Annotated in this window: 16 protein-coding genes and 2 pseudogenes; 11 read left to right on the top strand and 7 right to left on the bottom strand. The window is 73.0% G+C overall.

The window, feature by feature from the left end:
- Positions 1-695 (bottom strand): sensor histidine kinase (locus ACFW2E_RS23180; RefSeq protein WP_384468980.1); only part of this gene is annotated, 695 nt, incomplete at its 3' end.
- A 42-nt stretch (positions 696-737) separates the two neighbouring features.
- Between ACFW2E_RS23180 and ACFW2E_RS23175 the strand changes: the two genes are divergently transcribed.
- The 6 genes from ACFW2E_RS23175 to mug all read left to right on the top strand — a co-directional run bounded on the left by ACFW2E_RS23175 (position 738) and on the right by mug (position 6,338).
- A complete protein-coding gene (locus tag ACFW2E_RS23175; protein ID WP_384468982.1) occupies positions 738-1,991 on the top strand; it encodes a hemolysin family protein in 1,254 nt (417 codons plus the stop codon).
- Entirely contained in the window at positions 1,988-3,001 is a 1,014-nt protein-coding gene (locus ACFW2E_RS23170; RefSeq protein WP_384468979.1) for a hemolysin family protein, read from the top strand. Before ACFW2E_RS23175 ends, ACFW2E_RS23170 begins: the two co-directional genes overlap by 4 nt.
- A 65-nt stretch (positions 3,002-3,066) precedes the next feature.
- Positions 3,067-3,858, top strand: a complete 792-nt coding sequence (locus tag ACFW2E_RS23165) for an SGNH/GDSL hydrolase family protein (RefSeq protein WP_384468978.1) — start codon at positions 3,067-3,069, stop codon at positions 3,856-3,858.
- 3 nt (positions 3,859-3,861) lie between these two features.
- On the top strand, positions 3,862-4,209 hold the full coding sequence (locus ACFW2E_RS23160; RefSeq protein WP_384468977.1) for a DUF4326 domain-containing protein: 348 nt from the start codon (positions 3,862-3,864) through the stop codon (positions 4,207-4,209).
- A gap of 144 nt (positions 4,210-4,353) precedes the next feature.
- Positions 4,354-5,796: an adenylosuccinate lyase gene (gene purB / locus ACFW2E_RS23155; protein ID WP_384468976.1), complete on the top strand. Its 1,443-nt coding sequence runs from the start codon at positions 4,354-4,356 to the stop codon at positions 5,794-5,796.
- Positions 5,793-6,338, top strand: a complete 546-nt coding sequence (gene mug, locus ACFW2E_RS23150; RefSeq protein WP_384468981.1) for a G/U mismatch-specific DNA glycosylase — start codon at positions 5,793-5,795, stop codon at positions 6,336-6,338. The genes purB and mug overlap by 4 nt, the downstream gene beginning before the upstream one ends.
- Before the next feature lie 4 nt (positions 6,339-6,342).
- On the opposite strand, the gene ACFW2E_RS23145 is transcribed toward mug, so the two are convergent.
- Genes ACFW2E_RS23145 through ACFW2E_RS23135 form a run of 3 tightly spaced genes read right to left on the bottom strand, consistent with a single transcriptional unit; the run spans position 6,343 to position 8,470 of the window.
- Complete coding sequence (locus ACFW2E_RS23145; protein WP_384468975.1) at positions 6,343-6,783, bottom strand: hypothetical protein; 441 nt, start codon at positions 6,781-6,783, stop codon at positions 6,343-6,345.
- A gap of 41 nt (positions 6,784-6,824) precedes the next feature.
- Positions 6,825-7,547, bottom strand: a complete 723-nt coding sequence (locus ACFW2E_RS23140) for an ABC transporter permease (RefSeq protein ID WP_384468974.1) — start codon at positions 7,545-7,547, stop codon at positions 6,825-6,827.
- 2 nt (positions 7,548-7,549) lie between these two features.
- Positions 7,550-8,470 carry an ABC transporter ATP-binding protein gene (locus tag ACFW2E_RS23135; protein ID WP_384468973.1) on the bottom strand — a complete coding sequence of 307 codons (921 nt, stop codon included), beginning with the start codon at positions 8,468-8,470 and terminating at the stop codon, positions 7,550-7,552.
- A gap of 107 nt (positions 8,471-8,577) precedes the next feature.
- Here ACFW2E_RS23135 and ACFW2E_RS23130 point away from each other — a divergent pair, with 107 nt between their 5' ends.
- From ACFW2E_RS23130 to ACFW2E_RS23120, 3 genes are all read left to right on the top strand, one after another.
- Complete coding sequence (locus ACFW2E_RS23130) at positions 8,578-9,732, top strand: sensor histidine kinase (RefSeq protein ID WP_384468972.1); 1,155 nt, start codon at positions 8,578-8,580, stop codon at positions 9,730-9,732.
- A 14-nt stretch (positions 9,733-9,746) separates the two neighbouring features.
- A complete protein-coding gene (locus ACFW2E_RS23125) occupies positions 9,747-10,409 on the top strand; it encodes a response regulator (protein ID WP_384468971.1) in 663 nt (220 codons plus the stop codon).
- A gap of 98 nt (positions 10,410-10,507) precedes the next feature.
- The gene (locus tag ACFW2E_RS23120) at positions 10,508-11,665 is read left to right on the top strand and encodes an ROK family transcriptional regulator (RefSeq protein WP_384468970.1); all 1,158 of its coding nucleotides are present in this window, start codon (positions 10,508-10,510) and stop codon (positions 11,663-11,665) included.
- 122 nt (positions 11,666-11,787) lie between these two features.
- Here ACFW2E_RS23120 and ACFW2E_RS23115 read toward each other — a convergent pair whose 3' ends face one another.
- Entirely contained in the window at positions 11,788-12,549 is a 762-nt protein-coding gene (locus ACFW2E_RS23115; protein ID WP_384468969.1) for a GntR family transcriptional regulator, read from the bottom strand.
- Between the two features lie 270 nt (positions 12,550-12,819).
- The gene (locus ACFW2E_RS23110; protein WP_384468968.1) at positions 12,820-13,713 is read right to left on the bottom strand and encodes an RNA polymerase sigma-70 factor; all 894 of its coding nucleotides are present in this window, start codon (positions 13,711-13,713) and stop codon (positions 12,820-12,822) included.
- 115 nt (positions 13,714-13,828) lie between these two features.
- On the opposite strand from ACFW2E_RS23110, the pseudogene ACFW2E_RS23105 reads away from it, so the two are divergent.
- Together ACFW2E_RS23105 and ACFW2E_RS23100 are read left to right on the top strand one after the other, a co-directional pair.
- Positions 13,829-14,478 (top strand): annotated as a pseudogene (locus ACFW2E_RS23105) (NADPH-dependent F420 reductase).
- Positions 14,479-14,585: 107 nt separating this feature from the next.
- Positions 14,586-15,416, top strand: a complete 831-nt coding sequence (locus ACFW2E_RS23100; RefSeq protein ID WP_384468967.1) for an alpha/beta fold hydrolase — start codon at positions 14,586-14,588, stop codon at positions 15,414-15,416.
- Here the strand turns inward: ACFW2E_RS23100 and ACFW2E_RS23095 are convergent.
- Positions 15,381-15,622 (bottom strand): annotated as a pseudogene (locus ACFW2E_RS23095) (EamA family transporter); the annotation flags it as partial. The gene ACFW2E_RS23100 and the pseudogene ACFW2E_RS23095 overlap by 36 nt on opposite strands.

The raw sequence follows: 15,622 nt of genomic DNA, 5'->3' as shown, positions 1-15,622 counted from the left end.
GGCGCGGGGGGGCCGCTCGCCCGGCCCCGTACGCCGTCCGCCCGCACCGGTGCCGCGGCGGCCGTGGCATCGGGTACGGCGCGCGTCGAGCGCGGGGCGCTGGCCGCCGGCGGCTGCTCGACGGGGTCGACGCGGCCGAGCAGATGACTCTGCACACGCAGCACCGCGCGCACACCGCCGTACGGAGAGGGGGAGGAGACGTCGACGTCCAGGTCGAACTGCCGGGTCAGCTGCCCGATCGCGGCCAGGCCCATGCGGGGCGGGTCGCCCAGTCCGGTGAGCAGGACCGGGTCGCTGCCCGCCACCAACCGCTGGGCGCGGGCCCGTTCGTCCTGGGTCATGCCCAGGCCCGCGTCGTCGATGGTGACGCAGACCCCGTGGTGGACGTGTTCCAGATTGACCACGACGTCGGTCTCCGGCGCGGAGTGCCGAAGCGCGTTGTCGAGGAGCTCGGCGACGATGATGGCGACCGGCTCGACCGCGTGCGACACCAGCGCCGTGCCCGGTTCCAGGTGGTTGTGGACCCGGACCCGGTGGTAGCCGTCCAGCCGCGCCTGACCGCCCGTCACCGCGTCCACCAGGTGGGACTCCTCACGGGCGAGTCCCACCCAGGCCCCGCACACCACGGCGGCGACCTGTGCCCGGCGCAGGGACTGCTCGTTCTCGTGGTCCAGCGCGAACAGCGTCTGCGTCAACTCCGGGTCGTCGTAGCGCTGTTGCAGCCCGCGCAGCGCGTCCTGGAGTCGGTACAGCGCTGCCTTGATCTCCCGGGTGGCGCCGCCCCCGCCCCCCCGGGCGCCCTCAAGGCCGTACGGAGCCTGACCTTCCAGCTCTCCGGGGCACAGCTCGGCATCACGGTCACCAACCTGGTCGTCGGCATGCTCTCCGAATCGTCGATCGCCAAGCTGATCGCGGGCCCGCTGGAGGCGCTCGGCTTCTCGTCCTCGACGGCCGGTTCGGTCGCGCTGGTCCTGGGCACCGCCCTGTCGACCGTGTTCCTGATGGTCGTCGGCGAGCTGGTGCCCAAGAACTGGGCGATCTCCTCGCCGCTGGCCGTGGCCAAGCGGGTGGGCAACCCGCAGCGCCTGTTCAGCGCCGCCTTCCGCCCCTTCATCACGCACCTCAACGAGACGGCCAACCGCGTGGTGCGCCGCTTCGGCCTGGAACCGGCAGAGGAACTCGCCTCCGCGCGCGGGCCCCAGGAACTGGCGGCGCTGGCCCGGCACTCCGCCAAGGAGGGCGCCCTGGAGGCGGACACCGCAGAGCTGTTCGTCCGGACCCTGAACCTCGCCGACCTCACCGCCGAGAACGTGATGACGCCACGTGTCCAGGTCGTCGCCCTCGACGTCCAGGCAACCTGCGAGGACGTGGCCAACGCGACCCGGGCGACCGGACTGTCCCGGTTCCCCGTATACCGCGGCAGTCTCGACTCCGTCGTCGGCATCGCCCACATCAAGGATGTCCTGGCCATGCCCGCCGAGGAGCGCCCGCTCCGGCCCGTCTCCCAGGTGATGCGCGAGCCCCTGTTCGTCCCCGAGTCACTCACCGTCGACCGGCTCCTCGACCGGCTCTCCGGCGGACGCACGATCGCCGCCGTCATCGACGAGTACGGCGGTACGGCGGGCGTCGCCACCCTGGAGGACATCGTCGAGGAGGTCGTCGGCGAGGTGCGGGACGAGCACGACCCGCACGAGACCCCCGACCTCGCCCCCGCCGGGGCCGACGAGGACGGCCGGGCGCTGTACTCCGCGGACGGTGCCGCCCGCACGGACCAGCTCGCCCGCGTGGGCCTGAAGGCCCCGGAGGGTCCGTACGAGACGCTCGCCGGGCTCGTGGCGACCGGGCTCGGCCGCATACCGCGTACCGGCGACCGCGTCGAGGTGGCCGGATGGCGGCTGGACGTGGTGGACGCGTCGGGACGCCGGGCCGCCCGAGTGCTGATGCACGCGCCGCTGAACGACGACCACCACGACGGGGAGGACGCGAAGTGACCGCCGTACAGCTGCTCATCGGTGTGGCGACCCTCGTCGTCAACGCCTTCTTCGTCGGCGCCGAGTTCGCGCTGATCTCGGTGCGCCGCAGCCAGATCGAGCCGTACGCGGAGGAGGGCGACCGGCGCGCGAAGAGCGTGCTGTGGGGCCTGGAACACGTCTCCGCCCTGCTGGCGGCCGCCCAGCTGGGCATCACCCTGTGCACGCTGGTCCTGGGCGTGGTCGCGGAACCGGCGATCGCGCATCTGCTGGAGCCGGTGTTCCACGCGCTGGGCGTGCCGCAGGGCGCCGGCCATGTCGTGTCGTTCGTGATCGCGCTGACGCTGGCCACGTATCTGCACATGCTGCTCGGCGAGATGGTGCCGAAGAACATCGCCCTCGCCGAGCCGGTGCGCAGCGCGCTGCTGCTCGGCCCGCCCCTGGTGGCGCTGTCCCGCGCCCAGCGGCCCGTCATCTTCACGGTCAACGCGTTCGCGAACGCCTTGCTCAAGCTGCTCCGGGTGGAGACCAGGAACGAGGTCGCGGCGACCTTCTCGGACGCGGAACTGGCCCAGATCGTCAAGGACGCCGGTGAGGCGGGCCTGATCGACGACCGGGCGCGCGAGCGGCTGCACGACGCCCTGGAGCTGGGCCGCCGCCCGGTGCGGGACGTGGTGGTCCCGCTGGAGCGTGTCGTCTACGCGCGCGTGGGCGTCACGCCGGAGCAGTTGGAGCGCCTGTCCGCGGAGTCGGGCTTCTCCCGCTTCCCCGTCGTGGACGAGGGCCGCAGGATCGCCGGCTATCTGCACGTCAAGGACGCGCTGGACGCCGCGCCGCGGGACACGTCGTTCCGGCTGCGGGACATGCGGCCGATCGCGCGCGTGCGGGAGAGCACGCCGCTGGACGACGTGCTCTCCGCGATGCGGGGCAGCCGCACGCATCTGGCGGCCGTGCTCGGCGCGGACGGGCGGCTGGCGGGACTGGTGACGATGGAGGACGTGCTGCGGGAGCTGTTCGGGCAGCATGCCTGACCGGCGGGGGCGTTCGAGGGCCGACCGACCGGCGGGTATGGAGCCGGGATAACATCGGCTTCGCCATGCAGACGAATCCCACACATCCCACACACACCAGCCTGGTCGCGGTCGGCGACTCCTTCACCGAGGGCATGTCGGACCTGCTGCCGGACGGCTCCTACCGGGGCTGGGCCGACCTCCTCGCGGCGCGGATGGCCGCCCGCACCCCCGGCTTCCGGTACGCCAACCTGGCGGTGCGCGGAAAGCTGATCGGGCAGATCGTCGACGAACAGGTCGACGTCGCGGCCGCCATGAACCCCGATGTGATCACGCTGGTCGGCGGGCTCAACGACACCCTGCGGCCCAAGTGCGACATGGGACGGGTCAAGGGCCTGCTGACCGAGGCCGTGGAGCGGCTGGCCCCGGCGTGCGGGCAGCTGGTGCTGATGCGCAGCCCCGGCCGTCAGGGACCGGTCCTGGAACGGTTCCGGCCGCGCATGGAGGAGCTGTTCACCTGTGTCGACGAGCTGGCCGAGCGGCACGGCGCGCTGGTGGTGGACCTCTACGGGGCGCCCTCGCTGGCCGACCCCAGGATGTGGGACGTGGACCGGCTGCATCTGACGGCCGAGGGGCACCGCCGGGTGACCGAGGCGGTCTGGCAGACGCTGGGCTACGAGCCCGACGACACCGAGTGGCGCACACCGATGCCCGCCACCCTCCCGCCCGGCTGGGCCGCCCGGCGGGTGGCCGACGTGCGGTTCGCCAGGCAGCATCTGCTGCCGTGGATAGGCCGCCGCCTGACCGGCCGCTCGTCCGGCGACGGCCGCCCGGCCAAGCGGCCCGAGCTGCTGCCCTACGAGAGTCCGGCGGCGTAGGCCGTGACCACGCGGGTGATCAGCGTCCGGGGCCGGATCCACGAGTTCGGTCCGCGGCTGGAGCACGCCCCGCACGACGTGGTCTACGTCGGCCGGCGCTGGACCATGGGCGGCTGGGACCTGCCCCGTCACCCGCTGTACAACCCGTTCGCCTACGACACCCCGAAGAAGAGACGGGACGGCACCCGGGCCGAGGTGCTGGCCATGTACCGGGCCTACCTGCTGGAACGACCTGAGCTGCTGGACCTCGTGCCGGACCTGCGGGGGAAGGCGCTCGCCTGCTGGTGCGCGCCGGAGCCGTGCCACGCGGACGTGCTGGCGGAGCTGGCCGACACGCACGACGTGGCATAGGTCCGGCGGAGCCGTGGCCCAGGGACCACAGAAACTGTGGCCCAGGGACCGCAGAACCGTGGCCAGGGCCCGCGGAGCCTTTGTAGCTTCCGCCGAACGGCCCGTGGCGCTGGCCTGCACGAATCGCCAGTAGAATCCGTACACGTGACTTCAGCGCCCGCCAAGCCCCGCATCCCGAACGTCCTCGCCGGACGCTACGCCTCCGCCGAGCTCGCCACGCTCTGGTCCCCCGAGCAGAAGGTGAAGCTGGAGCGGAAGCTCTGGCTCGCCGTGCTGCGCGCCCAGAAGGACCTCGGGATCGAGGTGCCGGACGAGGCGATCGCCGACTACGAGCGCGTCCTCGACACCGTCGACCTGGCCTCCATCGCCGAGCGCGAGAAGGTCACGCGGCACGACGTGAAGGCCCGTATCGAGGAGTTCAACGACCTCGCCGGGCACGAGCACGTGCACAAGGGCATGACGTCCCGCGATCTGACGGAGAACGTCGAGCAGTTGCAGATCAGGCTCTCGCTGGAGCTGATGCGCGACCGCACGGTGGCCGTCCTGGCGCGGCTGGGCAAGCTCGCCGGCGAGTACGCCGAGCTGGTCATGGCCGGCCGGTCGCACAACGTCGCCGCCCAGGCCACGACGCTGGGCAAGCGCTTCGCCACCGCCGCCGACGAACTGCTGGTCGCGTACGGCCGGGTGGAGGAGCTGCTGGGCCGCTACCCGCTGCGCGGCATCAAGGGCCCCGTCGGCACCGCACAGGACATGCTGGACCTGCTGGGCGGCGACGCGTCGAAGCTCGCCGAGCTGGAGGACCGGATCGCCGCCCACCTCGGCTTCTCGCAGGCCTTCACGTCGGTCGGCCAGGTCTACCCGCGCTCGCTGGACTACGAGGTCGTGACCGCGCTGGTGCAGCTCGCCGCCGCGCCGTCCTCGCTGGCCAAGACGATCCGGCTGATGGCCGGGCACGAGCTGGTCACCGAGGGCTTCAAGCCGGGCCAGGTCGGCTCCTCCGCGATGCCGCACAAGATGAACACCCGCTCCTGCGAGCGCGTCAACGGTCTCATGGTCATCCTGCGCGGCTACGCCTCGATGACCGGCGAGCTGGCGGGCGACCAGTGGAACGAGGGTGACGTGTCCTGCTCGGTGGTGCGCCGGGTCGCGCTGCCGGACGCGTTCTTCGCCCTCGACGGTCTGCTGGAGACCTTCCTGACGGTGCTCGACGAATTCGGTGCCTTCCCGGCGGTCGTCGCCCGTGAGCTGGACCGCTACCTGCCGTTCCTCGCCACGACCAAGGTGCTGATGGGCGCGGTGCGCGCGGGTGTGGGCCGCGAGGTCGGACACGAGGCGATCAAGGAGAACGCGGTCGCCACCGCGCTCGCGATGCGTGAGCAGGGCGCCGAGCGCAACGACCTGCTCGACAAGCTGGCCGCCGACGAGCGCCTCCCGCTGGACCGCGCGCAGCTCGAGGCCCTGATGGCGGACAAGCTCTCCTTCACCGGCGCGGCCGCGGCCCAGGTCGGCGTCGTCGTCGGCCGGATCGAGGAGATCGTCAAGCAGCATCCGGAGGCCGCCGGGTACACCCCGGGAGCGATCCTCTGACCCGCTTCACCCAGGCGGAACTGGAGGCCGCCCGCGACCGTCTGGTCCCGGACGTGGTCGCGGACGGTCTCCATGTGCTGTTCTGCGGGATCAACCCCGGCCTGATGACGGCGGCGACCGGTCACCACTTCGCCCGTCCCGGGAACCGGTTCTGGCCGGTGCTGCACCTGTCCGGGTTCACGCCCAGGCTGATGAAGCCCGCGGAGCAGAGGGAGTTGCTGTCGTACGGGCTCGGCGTCACGAACGTCGTGGCGCGGGCGACGGCGCGGGCCGACGAGCTGGCGCCGGAGGAGTACGTGGAAGGCGGTCGGCTGCTGTCGGCCAAGGTGACGCGGCTGCGGCCGACGTGGCTGGCCGTGGTCGGGGTGACCGCGTACCGGGCGGCCTTCGGGGACCGCGGGGCCCGGGTCGGGCCTCAGGAACGGACGATCGGCGGGACGCGCGTGTGGGTACTGCCCAATCCCAGTGGGCTGAACGCTCATTGGACGGCAGCGACGATGGCGCAGGAGTTCGGACGGCTGCGGGAGGCCACGCGGACCTGAGGGGTCAGGGCGGGTCGGTCTCGGTGACCACCGCCAGCAGCTGGAAGGGCAGTTCGGTGTCCCACTGGGACACGCCCAGCGCGACCCAGCGGCCCGGCTCCGCCCGCCACAGATGCACATCGGGGACGTGCGAGGCGAGAGTGGCCCACGGCTCCGTCGGCTCCTCCCCTTCCAGGCCGCGCCGGAAGGCGCCCTCCAGGCTGAACACGTCCGCCGGTCCCCACCGATCGGCGAGCCGCTCCGCCAACGCGTCCCGGTCGGCCTCGTACTGCGCCTCCGTCTGCTCCCGTTCGGCGCCGTCGTCCTCGTAGAAATCGCCGCTGGTCTGTAACTCGGCTATCAGGTACCCCGGCCCGCCCGTGCCCACATCGGTCCTGCCGTCCGCCACGGGGAACTCCCGGGCGCACAGCCGCTCGATCACAGCGAGACAGTTCGCGATGTCCATGTGATCCAGTAAAGCGGGCCCCACTGACAATTGGCGGGCTGTCAGGCGTCCCTGCGCTGGATGCTCCAGGCTCCCGCGCACAGGGCCGCCGCCGCCCACAGCGCGGTCACCGCGAGCCCGGTCCAGGGGCCCAGGGAGCCGTCCCACGTGCTGTGCAGGGCCACTTGGCCGGCCCGGTCCGGCAGGTAGTCGGCGACGCCCGCGGACAGGTCGCCGATGACGAAGGACACGATCAGCAGGAACGGGATCAGGACGGAGAGGGTCGCGACGCCGCTGCGCAGCACGGCCGCGAGCCCGGCGGCGAACAGCGCCATCAGCGTGAGGTGGAGGCCGCAGCCGAGCGCGCCGCGTGCTCCCTCGGTCCAGGTCGGCCCGGAGGCGCCGAGGACGGCCTTGCCCACCAGCAGGGTCACCACCCCGGTGACGAGCCCGACGGCGAGGACGGGCAGTGCGATCGCCGTGGCCTTCGCGGCGAACCAGCGCCGACGGTCCGGCACGGCCGCCAGGGTCAGCCGCAGCGCGCCGCCCCGGAACTCGCTGGACAGCGCCGTCGTACCGAAGGCGATCGCGGCGATCTGCCCGAAACTGATGCCGAAGAACACCGAGAACAGCGGGTCCGTGCCGTCGGTGCCCGCGTCCGCGGAGGCGGAGGCCAGCGCGGAGAACGCGGCGGTGGCGACGAGGATCGCCACCAGGCTGCCGACGAGCGAGCGCAGCGTCCGGATCTTGATCCACTCGGCGTGCAGAACGGGTGCGAAGGGCATGGTCAGGCCTCCTGGGGCTGGGTGGTGAACTCGGCCTCGGCCGCGGTCAGATCGAAGTAGGCCTGCTCCAAGGTGGCCTCCCGGGCGGCCAGTTCCAGTACGGGCACGCCCGCCTCGGACATGAGGCGGCCGAGGTCGTCCACGCGCGCGTGCCGTACGGTCCACGCCCCGTCCTCGCCCCGGGAGGCGTCGTGGCCGTGCCGGGCGAGCAGGTCGCCGAGCGCGGCGTCGTCGGTGGTGCGGATCCTGACCCGGGGCCGCACGCGTGCGTGGATGAAGTCCTGGACGGGGGTGTCGGCGAGGAGGCGGCCGCGGCCGAGGATCACGAGGTGGTCGGCGAAGGCGGCGGTCTCGTGCATCAGGTGGCTGGAGACCAGGACGGTCCGGCCTTCGGCCGCCAGTCCGCGCAGCAGGGTGCGGATCCAGACGATGCCCTCGGGGTCGAGGCCGTTGGCGGGCTCGTCCAGCAGGATCACCTCCGGGTCGCCGAGCAGGGCGGCGGCGATGCCGAGCCGCTGGCGCATGCCGAGGGAGTACGTCTTCACCCGACGCCGGGCCACGGCGGCGAGTCCGGTCTGTTCCAGCACGGTGTCGACCCTGCGGTCCGGGATGCGGTTGCCGGCCGCGAGGGCACGCAGATGGTCGCGTGCGGTGCGGGATCCGTGCGCGGCCCGCGCGTCGAGCAGGGCGCCCACCGTGCGCAGTGGCTCGCGGAGTTCACCGTAGGCGCGGCCGCCGATCGTGGCGGTGCCGGAGGTCGGCCGGTCCAGGCCGAGGACCAGCCGCATGGTGGTCGACTTTCCGGCGCCGTTGGGGCCGAGAAAGCCCGTGACGCGGCCGGGGCGGACGCTGAAGGTGAGCCGGTCCACGGCCCGTCGGCTGCCGTACTCCTTGGTGAGGTCGCGTACGTCGATGCTGGTCATGGCAACAGCCTGATGCCTCGGGGGCGTTGGCTCCTCCCCCGCCCGCGGGGATCGTCTCCCCCGCCCGGGGGAGGCCTGTTGTCGGCGCCACCTGGCACGATGGCCGGATGGTCCGCTTTCTGCGCCCGCTGACGCGGGGGACGACGTACACGCGACTGCTGCATCTGTGGCTGCCGTTGCTGATCTTCAGCGTGTGGATGTTCATCGACTCGTCGAAGCCGTGGGTGCCCGCGCTCGTACTCGTTCCCGTGGGGCTCGTCCCGGTCGTGCGGATGGGCGAGGGCGTGCAGGCGCGGCTGCTGCTCACGCCCGGCGTGGAGGAGCCAGGGATCTCCGTGACGCCGTCGGCGACCTGGCCGGACCGGCTGCGCACGGTGCTGTGGATGGAGGTGCGGCTGGTCCTTGGCGTGGCCACCTCGATGGTCTCGGTGTGGCTGCCGTTGCTCGCGTACGAACTCGGCAGGATGGCGTGGGGACACGTGCCCGCCGATGTCCCGGTACTGAACCGGGCGGAGCCGCACTGGGCCTACGCCTTGCTGATCCCGCTCCCCCTGGTCGCGCTCTACGGCGCCCTCGTCGGGCTCGGCGAGCTCGCCACCGCTGTAGCTCGGCGCCTGCTCGGTACGTCCGCCGCCGAGCGGCTCGCCGCCCTGGAGGAGCGTACCGAGCAGCTCCTGGAGCGCACCCGCATCGCCCGTGAGCTGCACGACTCCATCGGGCACGCGCTGACGGTGGCGGTGGTGCAGGCGGGCGCGGCACGGGCGGCCGGCGACCCGGAGTTCACCGACCGTGCCCTGGGCGCCATCGAGGAGACGGGGCGGGCCGCGCTGGAGGACCTGGAGCGAGTGCTGGGTGTCCTGCGGGAGTCGGAGCGGCCGGTGAGCAGCCGGCCGACCCTGGCCGACGCCGACCGGCTCCTGGAGTCCGCGCGCGCCTCCGGCGCCAAGGTCGACGCCGAGGTGACCGGTCCGGTGGAGACGGTGCCGGGACCGGTCTCACGCGAGGGCTACCGCATCCTCCAGGAGGCGCTCACCAATGTGCTGCGCCATGCGGGGGCCGTTCCCGTGCGGGTCCGTGTCACGGTGGCCGGAGGCACCCTCGCGCTGGAGGTCCGCAATCCGCTCACGGCCCCCGTGACCGGTCCCGGCCGGGGCAGCGGGCTGCGGGGCATACGCGAGCGCGCGGCCTTGCTCGGCGGCCACGCGCACACCGGACAGCACGAGGGCGACTGGCAGGTGCACGCCGAACTCCCCGTGCGGTGATCTAGGCTGGCCGGATGCCGGTCACCGTTCTCCTCGTCGACGACGAACCCCTGGTCCGCACCGGTCTGCGGGCCGTGCTCGAGGCGCAGCCCGACATCGAGGTCGTCGGCGAGGCCGCCGACGGGGCGGCGGTGATTCCGCTGGTCCGGCAGCTGCGGCCCGACGTGGTCGCCATGGACGTACGGATGCCGCTCCTGGACGGGATCGAGGCCACGCGCGCGGTGCTGCGCACCGTCGACGATCCGCCGAAGATCCTGGTGGTGACCACGTTCGAGAACGACGAGTACGTGTACGAGGCGCTGCGCGCGGGCGCCGACGGGTTCCTGCTGAAGCGGGCCCGGCCCGCGGAGATCGTGCACGCCGTGCGGCTGGTCGCCGAGGGCGAGTCGCTGCTGTTCCCGGCTTCGGTACGGCAGCTGGCCGCCGAGTACGGTGACGGCGGCGGGAACCGGGCGGCGCGCGCCGTGCTGGAGCGGGCCCGGCTTACCGGGCGGGAGGCCGAGGTGCTGCGGCTGATGGCCCGTGGGCTGTCGAACGCGGAGATCGCCGAACGGCTGGTGGTCGGGACGGAGACGGTCAAGTCGCACGTGAGCGCGCTGCTGGCGAAGCTCGGGGCACGGGACCGTACCCAGGCGGTGATCACGGCGTACGAGTCGGGCTTCGTGGCTCCCGGCTGATCGGCTCCGTCCGCCGGTCCGGGGGACCCGGCGCTCGCCGGGGGCGCGCCGCGCCGAGTACGATCCGCCCAACACGCGCACGAGCTGGGAGGACGGAGTTGGGGCGGCTGACCGGAGGCGATCCCTCGTTGCTGCGAAGGATCAATTCCGCGGTGGTGCTGCACGCGCTGCGTGCCACGGACTGTGCGACGCTCACCGAGATCACCCGGGTGACCGGACTGTCCCGGCCGACCGTCGAAGGTGTCGTCGAGGGGCTCATCGAGGCCGGTCTCGTCGTGGAGAAGGCCGCCGAGGAGGGCGCCGCCCGGCGTCAGGGTCGCCCTGCACGGCGGTTCCGGTTCCGGGCCGAGGCAGGGCATCTGCTGGGCCTGGAGATCGGGGCGCACCGCGTCGCCGCGCTCCTCGCCGACCTGGACGGCCGGGTGCTGGGCGCGCAGGCCAAGGAGGTCGACGAGACGGCCGACGCGGACGAGCGCCTCGAGCGGCTGCGTACCGCCGTCGCCGAGCTCCTGCGGCGGGCCGGGGTCGCGCGCGGCTCGCTGCGTGCGGTGGGCGTCGGGACGCCGGGGATCGTCGAGGCCGACGGGACCGTCCGGCTGGGTACCGCGCTGCCGGAGTGGACGGGCCTGCGGCTGGGTGAGCGGCTCAGCCGCTCCTTCAAGTGCCCGGTCCTGGTGGAGAACGACGCCAACGCGGCAGCCGTCGCCGAGCACTGGAAGGGTTCCGCGACCGAGTCGGACGACGTGGTGATGGTGCTGGCCGGGCTGAGTCCGGGGGCCGGTTCGCTGATCGGCGGCCGGCTGCACCGGGGGTACGGCGGAGCGGCCGGTGAGATCGGCGCGCTGCACCTGCTGGGCCGGGAGGCGACCCCGGAGACGCTGCTGTCCACCACGGACGAGCCGCTGCACCCGCTGGACGAGCAGGCGGTGGCCGAGGTGTTCGCCCTCGCGCGCGAGGGCGACATGCGGGCCCGTGCGGCCGTCGAGCGGTTCATCCAGCGCCTCGTCCACGACGTGGCGGCGCTCGTCCTGGCCCTCGACCCGGAACTGGTCGTCATCGGCGGCTGGGCGGCGGGCCTGGACGGTGTCCTGGAGCCGCTGCGTCACGAACTCGCCCGGTACTGTCTGCGGCCCCCCAAGGTGACGCTCTCCCTTCTCGGCGAGGCCGCCGTGGCCACGGGCGCCCTGCGGCTCGCCCTCGATCACGTGGAGGAGCAACTGTTCGCGGTGGAAGGCACGGTGACCGCGCGGCGCTGACAGGGGGGCGGCTGGGCAGGGACGGGGCGCTGCGAGCGGCTGCCGGACAGCGCGCCGCGCCCCGGGGGAGTTCCGGAACGCGGCGGTGCGGCTCCGAGAGGGGGCCGGTGTCGGCGCGCGGGCTACGAGGCCTGTCGTTCGGGACCGTGGTGGATCTCCACGCCGCCGGAGTCGGCGAACGTCAGCCGGCAGGTGTCGGCGCGGTAGGTGGCGACGGAGAGCGCGGTCGTGCGGCCCTCGGCGAAGAAGCGGGTGGTGACGACGAGGACGGGTGCCCCGGGCAGCCGGTCGAGCTCCTTGGCGTCATCGGCGCGGGCCGAACCGAGTTCCACCGCGCGGTCCTGACCCTCCAGGTCCAGGCGCTGCAGTTCGCGCAGCACGGCACGCGCGCGTGCCGGACCGGACGGCGCGTCGATCGCCGAGAGGTCGGGCACCGAGGAGGCGGGGATGTAGAGCAGTTCGGCGGCGACCGGCTGACCGTGAAAGACGCGGGAGCGCCGCACGGTGTGCACGGGCTCCTCGGCGCCGGTCCCCAGCGCGGCGGCGACGGCCGCGGGCGGCACGGCCTGTGTGCCGTCGACAGGCTGCCAGGCGTCGCCGGGGGCGCCCGGCCAGTCGTGCTGCTCGGTGCCGACGGCCACACCGACCCGGGGCGGGGCCACGGTCGTGCCGACGCCGCGGCGGCGCTGGAGGCGGCCCTCCAGTTCGAGCTGTTCCAGGGCCTGGCGGAGCGTGGCGCGGGCGACGCCGAAGCGCGCGGCGAGGTCGCGCTCGTTGGGCAGGATCTCGCCGACCGAGAACTCGGAGTCCAGTGCCTCACTGAGCACGGTCTTGAGGTGCCAGTACTTCGGTTCCGGCACCGATTCCAGCTGCGTGGTCCCCACCCTGTCCTCCGCAATCGCCGTGGTCCGGCGGCGTTTTAGCGCCCTTGTTTATTAAAGGTTGTTGCACTTATCTGCGACCATAGGGCGGCCCCCACCCTTGGTCAAGACCAATCCTCGATCCCTTACGCAACGCACAGGACGCGTGCCGCGGAGCGTTCATGAGGCGTTCTCGGAGTTCATCGGGCGTTCTCACGGGGCCATGTCCGTGACATCACGGCGAAGCCCCCGTCGCGGCTTCCGTTCTGGACGGGGGCTTCGGCGCGGTACGACTCAGAGACCGCCCAGGGACCGCAGCTTGTCGGGGTTGCGCACGATGTACACCGTGCGGACGACGCCGTCGGCGACGTCCAGCTGCAGCACGCTGTCGGGCTTGTCCCCGGCCAGGACCAGCACCGCGGGCCCGCCGTTGATCTCCAGGAAGCGGAAGGACAGATCCGGCACGCCCTTCCGGGTGATGCCGGCCATGAAACGGCCCACCTTGTCCGCGGACTCCAGGATGCGCACCGGCGCCTTCGCCCTGCCGCCGCTGTCGCCGACCAGGCGGACGTCCGGGGCCAGCAGCGACATCAGACCGGCGAGATCGCCCCCGGTGGCGGCGGCCAGGAAGCGTTCGGTCAGGTCCCGGCGCTCGGCCGGATCCACCTCGTAGCGCGGCCGCCGCTCGTCCACGTGCCGGCGGGCGCGCGCGGCGAGCTGGCGCACCGCCGGCTCACCGCGGTCGAGCATGCCCGCGATGTCGGCGAACGGGTAGCCGAAGGCCTCCCGGAGGACGAACACGGCGCGCTCCAGCGGGGACAGCGCCTCCAGCACGACGAGTACGGCGAGGGAGACCGAGTCGGCCAGCACGGCGCGTTCCGCGGTGTCCGGGACGGTGTCCCCGAAGTCCGTCGCATACGGCTCCGGGAGCCACGGGCCGACGTACGACTCACCCCGCGCGCGGATCTGGCGCAGCCGGTCGATGGCCAGCCGGGTGGTGACGCGCACCAGGTACGCACGAGGTTCGCGCACCTCGCTGCGGTCCGCTCCGGACCAGCGCAGCCAGGCGTCCTGGACCACGTCCTCGGCGTCGGCCACGCGTCCGAGCATGCGGTACGCGACTCCCATGAGGACGGAACGGTGCTGTTCGAAGACGTCTGTCGCGATGTCGGCGGTCACGGCGTCCATCCCATCCGACCCGTCTCCCGCTGTCCAGGCCGAATCGGCCCCGTCCGTGGCGCGCCCGGACCGCAATGATCCGCGGGCCGCCGGTGGTCCGCGGCGCCGGCGGGGAAGGTGGCCGATGCGGTGCGCGGTGCCGGGCACGGGCGAGGTGGGACGCACGCTGGGCGGCAGGCCGGCGCAGCTGGGCCACGAGGTGACGCTGGGGTCGCGGACGAAGGACAATCGGGCCGCTCTGGAGTGGGCCCGCGGCGCGGGTGCCGGGGCGAGGCCGGGACGTTCGCGGAGGCGACCGCCGCCGAGGTGGTGGTGAACGCCGTGCGCGGCCGGGTGGCGCTCGCGGCACTGGAGGCGGCCGGCGCGGCGAACCTCGACGGCAAGGTGGTGGTCGACGTGTCCAACCCCCTGGCGATCGAGGAGGGCGCGCTGCGCCTGGACCCCGTCGAGTCGGACGGCGTGGGCGAACAGATCCAGCGGGCCTTTCCGCACGCGCGCGTGGTGAAGACGCTGAACACCGTCAACTGCCAGGTGGTGGTGGATCCGGGCGGGGTGCCGGGCGAACACCAGGTGTTCGTCCGCGGTGAGGACGCCGGCGTCAAGGAGCGGGTGACGGCGCTGCTCGGGGAGTTCGGCCGGCCGGCGCACCGGGTGCTGGACCTGGGCGGCATCCGGGCGGCAGGTTCCCTGGAGATGTACCTGCCATTCTGGGTGAACTTGATGCAGTCCTTCGGGCACGCCGACTTCAACGTGGAGGTGCACCGGGCGCGTTGACGACCGCGCCGTGACGAGACACGCCACGGCGGGGGCTACCCGCTGGTAGCAATTGCTGACAAGCTGTCTACGGCGTCCATCGGCCAGTCCAGACGAGGAGCACCTCCATGTCCGCCACCGTCTCCTTCAAGGTCCCCACCCCACAGGGCCCGCGCCCGGTGACCGTCTCCTACGCGCGTGTGGGCGAGGGCGAACCGCTGGTCCTGCTGCACGGCATCGGCCACCACCGGCAGGCCTGGGACCCCGTGGTGGACATCCTTGCGGCCGAGCGCGACGTGATCGCCGTGGACCTGCCGGGCTTCGGCGCGTCCCCCGGTCTGCCGGACGGCCTGGCCTACGACCTGCCCACGACCAACGCCGTGCTCAGCACCCTGTTCGAGACACTCGAACTGGACCGCCCGCACGTGGCCGGGAACTCGCTGGGCGGCCTGCTCGCTCTCGAACTGGGCCGCGAGCAGCTCGTACGGTCCGTCACCGCCCTGTCCCCCGCCGGGTTCTGGTCGGAGGCCGAACGGCGCTACGCCTTCGGCGTCCTGCTCACGATGCGGCAGATCTCCCGGCTGCTCCCGCTGCCGCTGGTCCAGGGGCTGGCCCGCACGGCGGCCGGCCGGACGGCCCTGACGAGCACGATCTACGCCCGCCCCGCCCGCCGTTCACCCGAGGCGGTGGTCGCCGAGACGCTCGCGCTCGCGCAGGCGACCGGGTTCGACGCGACCCTGCGGTCCGGCACCTCCGTCCGGTTCAACCACGACATCCCGGCGATCCCGGTCACCGTGGGCTGGGGCACCAAGGACCTGCTGCTGGTGCGCCGGCAGGGCGTCCGCGCCAAGCAGCTCATCCCACGGGCCCGGCTGGTGCGGCTGCCCGGATGTGGGCACTGCCCGATGAACGACGACCCCGCCCTGGTCGCGCGCGTCATCCTCGACGGCAGCCGCTGACCGGCGCCGGAGCCCGCTCGACGCACGCGATCCGAGGGCGACTCCGGCACCGACCAGGACGCTGCCCGCCGCCTGGGCGACGCCGTACGAGCCGGTTCCCCGGCGAAGGGGGCGGTGCAGACGGCCGCCACGGGGATGAGCCCCGAGAACAACGTGCCGCGCTCCGCGCCGATCCGCTGCATGCCCGTGTACCGGCAGACGAAGCC

It is taken from the genome of Streptomyces sp. NPDC058964 (assembly GCF_042741275.1).
Lineage (GTDB): Bacteria > Actinomycetota > Actinomycetes > Streptomycetales > Streptomycetaceae > Streptomyces.
The sequence above is the reverse complement of the archived record's forward strand: the minus strand, read 5'-3'. Positions and strand labels throughout refer to the sequence as shown.

What these genes read in the sequence shown, in the direction of transcription:
- ACFW2E_RS23165 (WP_384468978.1), top strand. Translation starts at nt 3,067, where the DNA reads ATGCAGACGAATCCCACACATCCCACACACACCAGCCTGGTCGCGGTC.
- ACFW2E_RS23145 (WP_384468975.1), bottom strand. Translation starts at nt 6,783, where the DNA reads ATGGACATCGCGAACTGTCTCGCTGTGATCGAGCGGCTGTGCGCCCGG.
- ACFW2E_RS23140 (WP_384468974.1), bottom strand. Translation starts at nt 7,547, where the DNA reads ATGCCCTTCGCACCCGTTCTGCACGCCGAGTGGATCAAGATCCGGACG.
- ACFW2E_RS23135 (WP_384468973.1), bottom strand. Translation starts at nt 8,470, where the DNA reads ATGACCAGCATCGACGTACGCGACCTCACCAAGGAGTACGGCAGCCGA.
- ACFW2E_RS23130 (WP_384468972.1), top strand. Translation starts at nt 8,578, where the DNA reads ATGGTCCGCTTTCTGCGCCCGCTGACGCGGGGGACGACGTACACGCGA.
- ACFW2E_RS23125 (WP_384468971.1), top strand. Translation starts at nt 9,747, where the DNA reads ATGCCGGTCACCGTTCTCCTCGTCGACGACGAACCCCTGGTCCGCACC.
- ACFW2E_RS23110 (WP_384468968.1), bottom strand. Translation starts at nt 13,713, where the DNA reads ATGGACGCCGTGACCGCCGACATCGCGACAGACGTCTTCGAACAGCAC.
- ACFW2E_RS23100 (WP_384468967.1), top strand. Translation starts at nt 14,586, where the DNA reads ATGTCCGCCACCGTCTCCTTCAAGGTCCCCACCCCACAGGGCCCGCGC.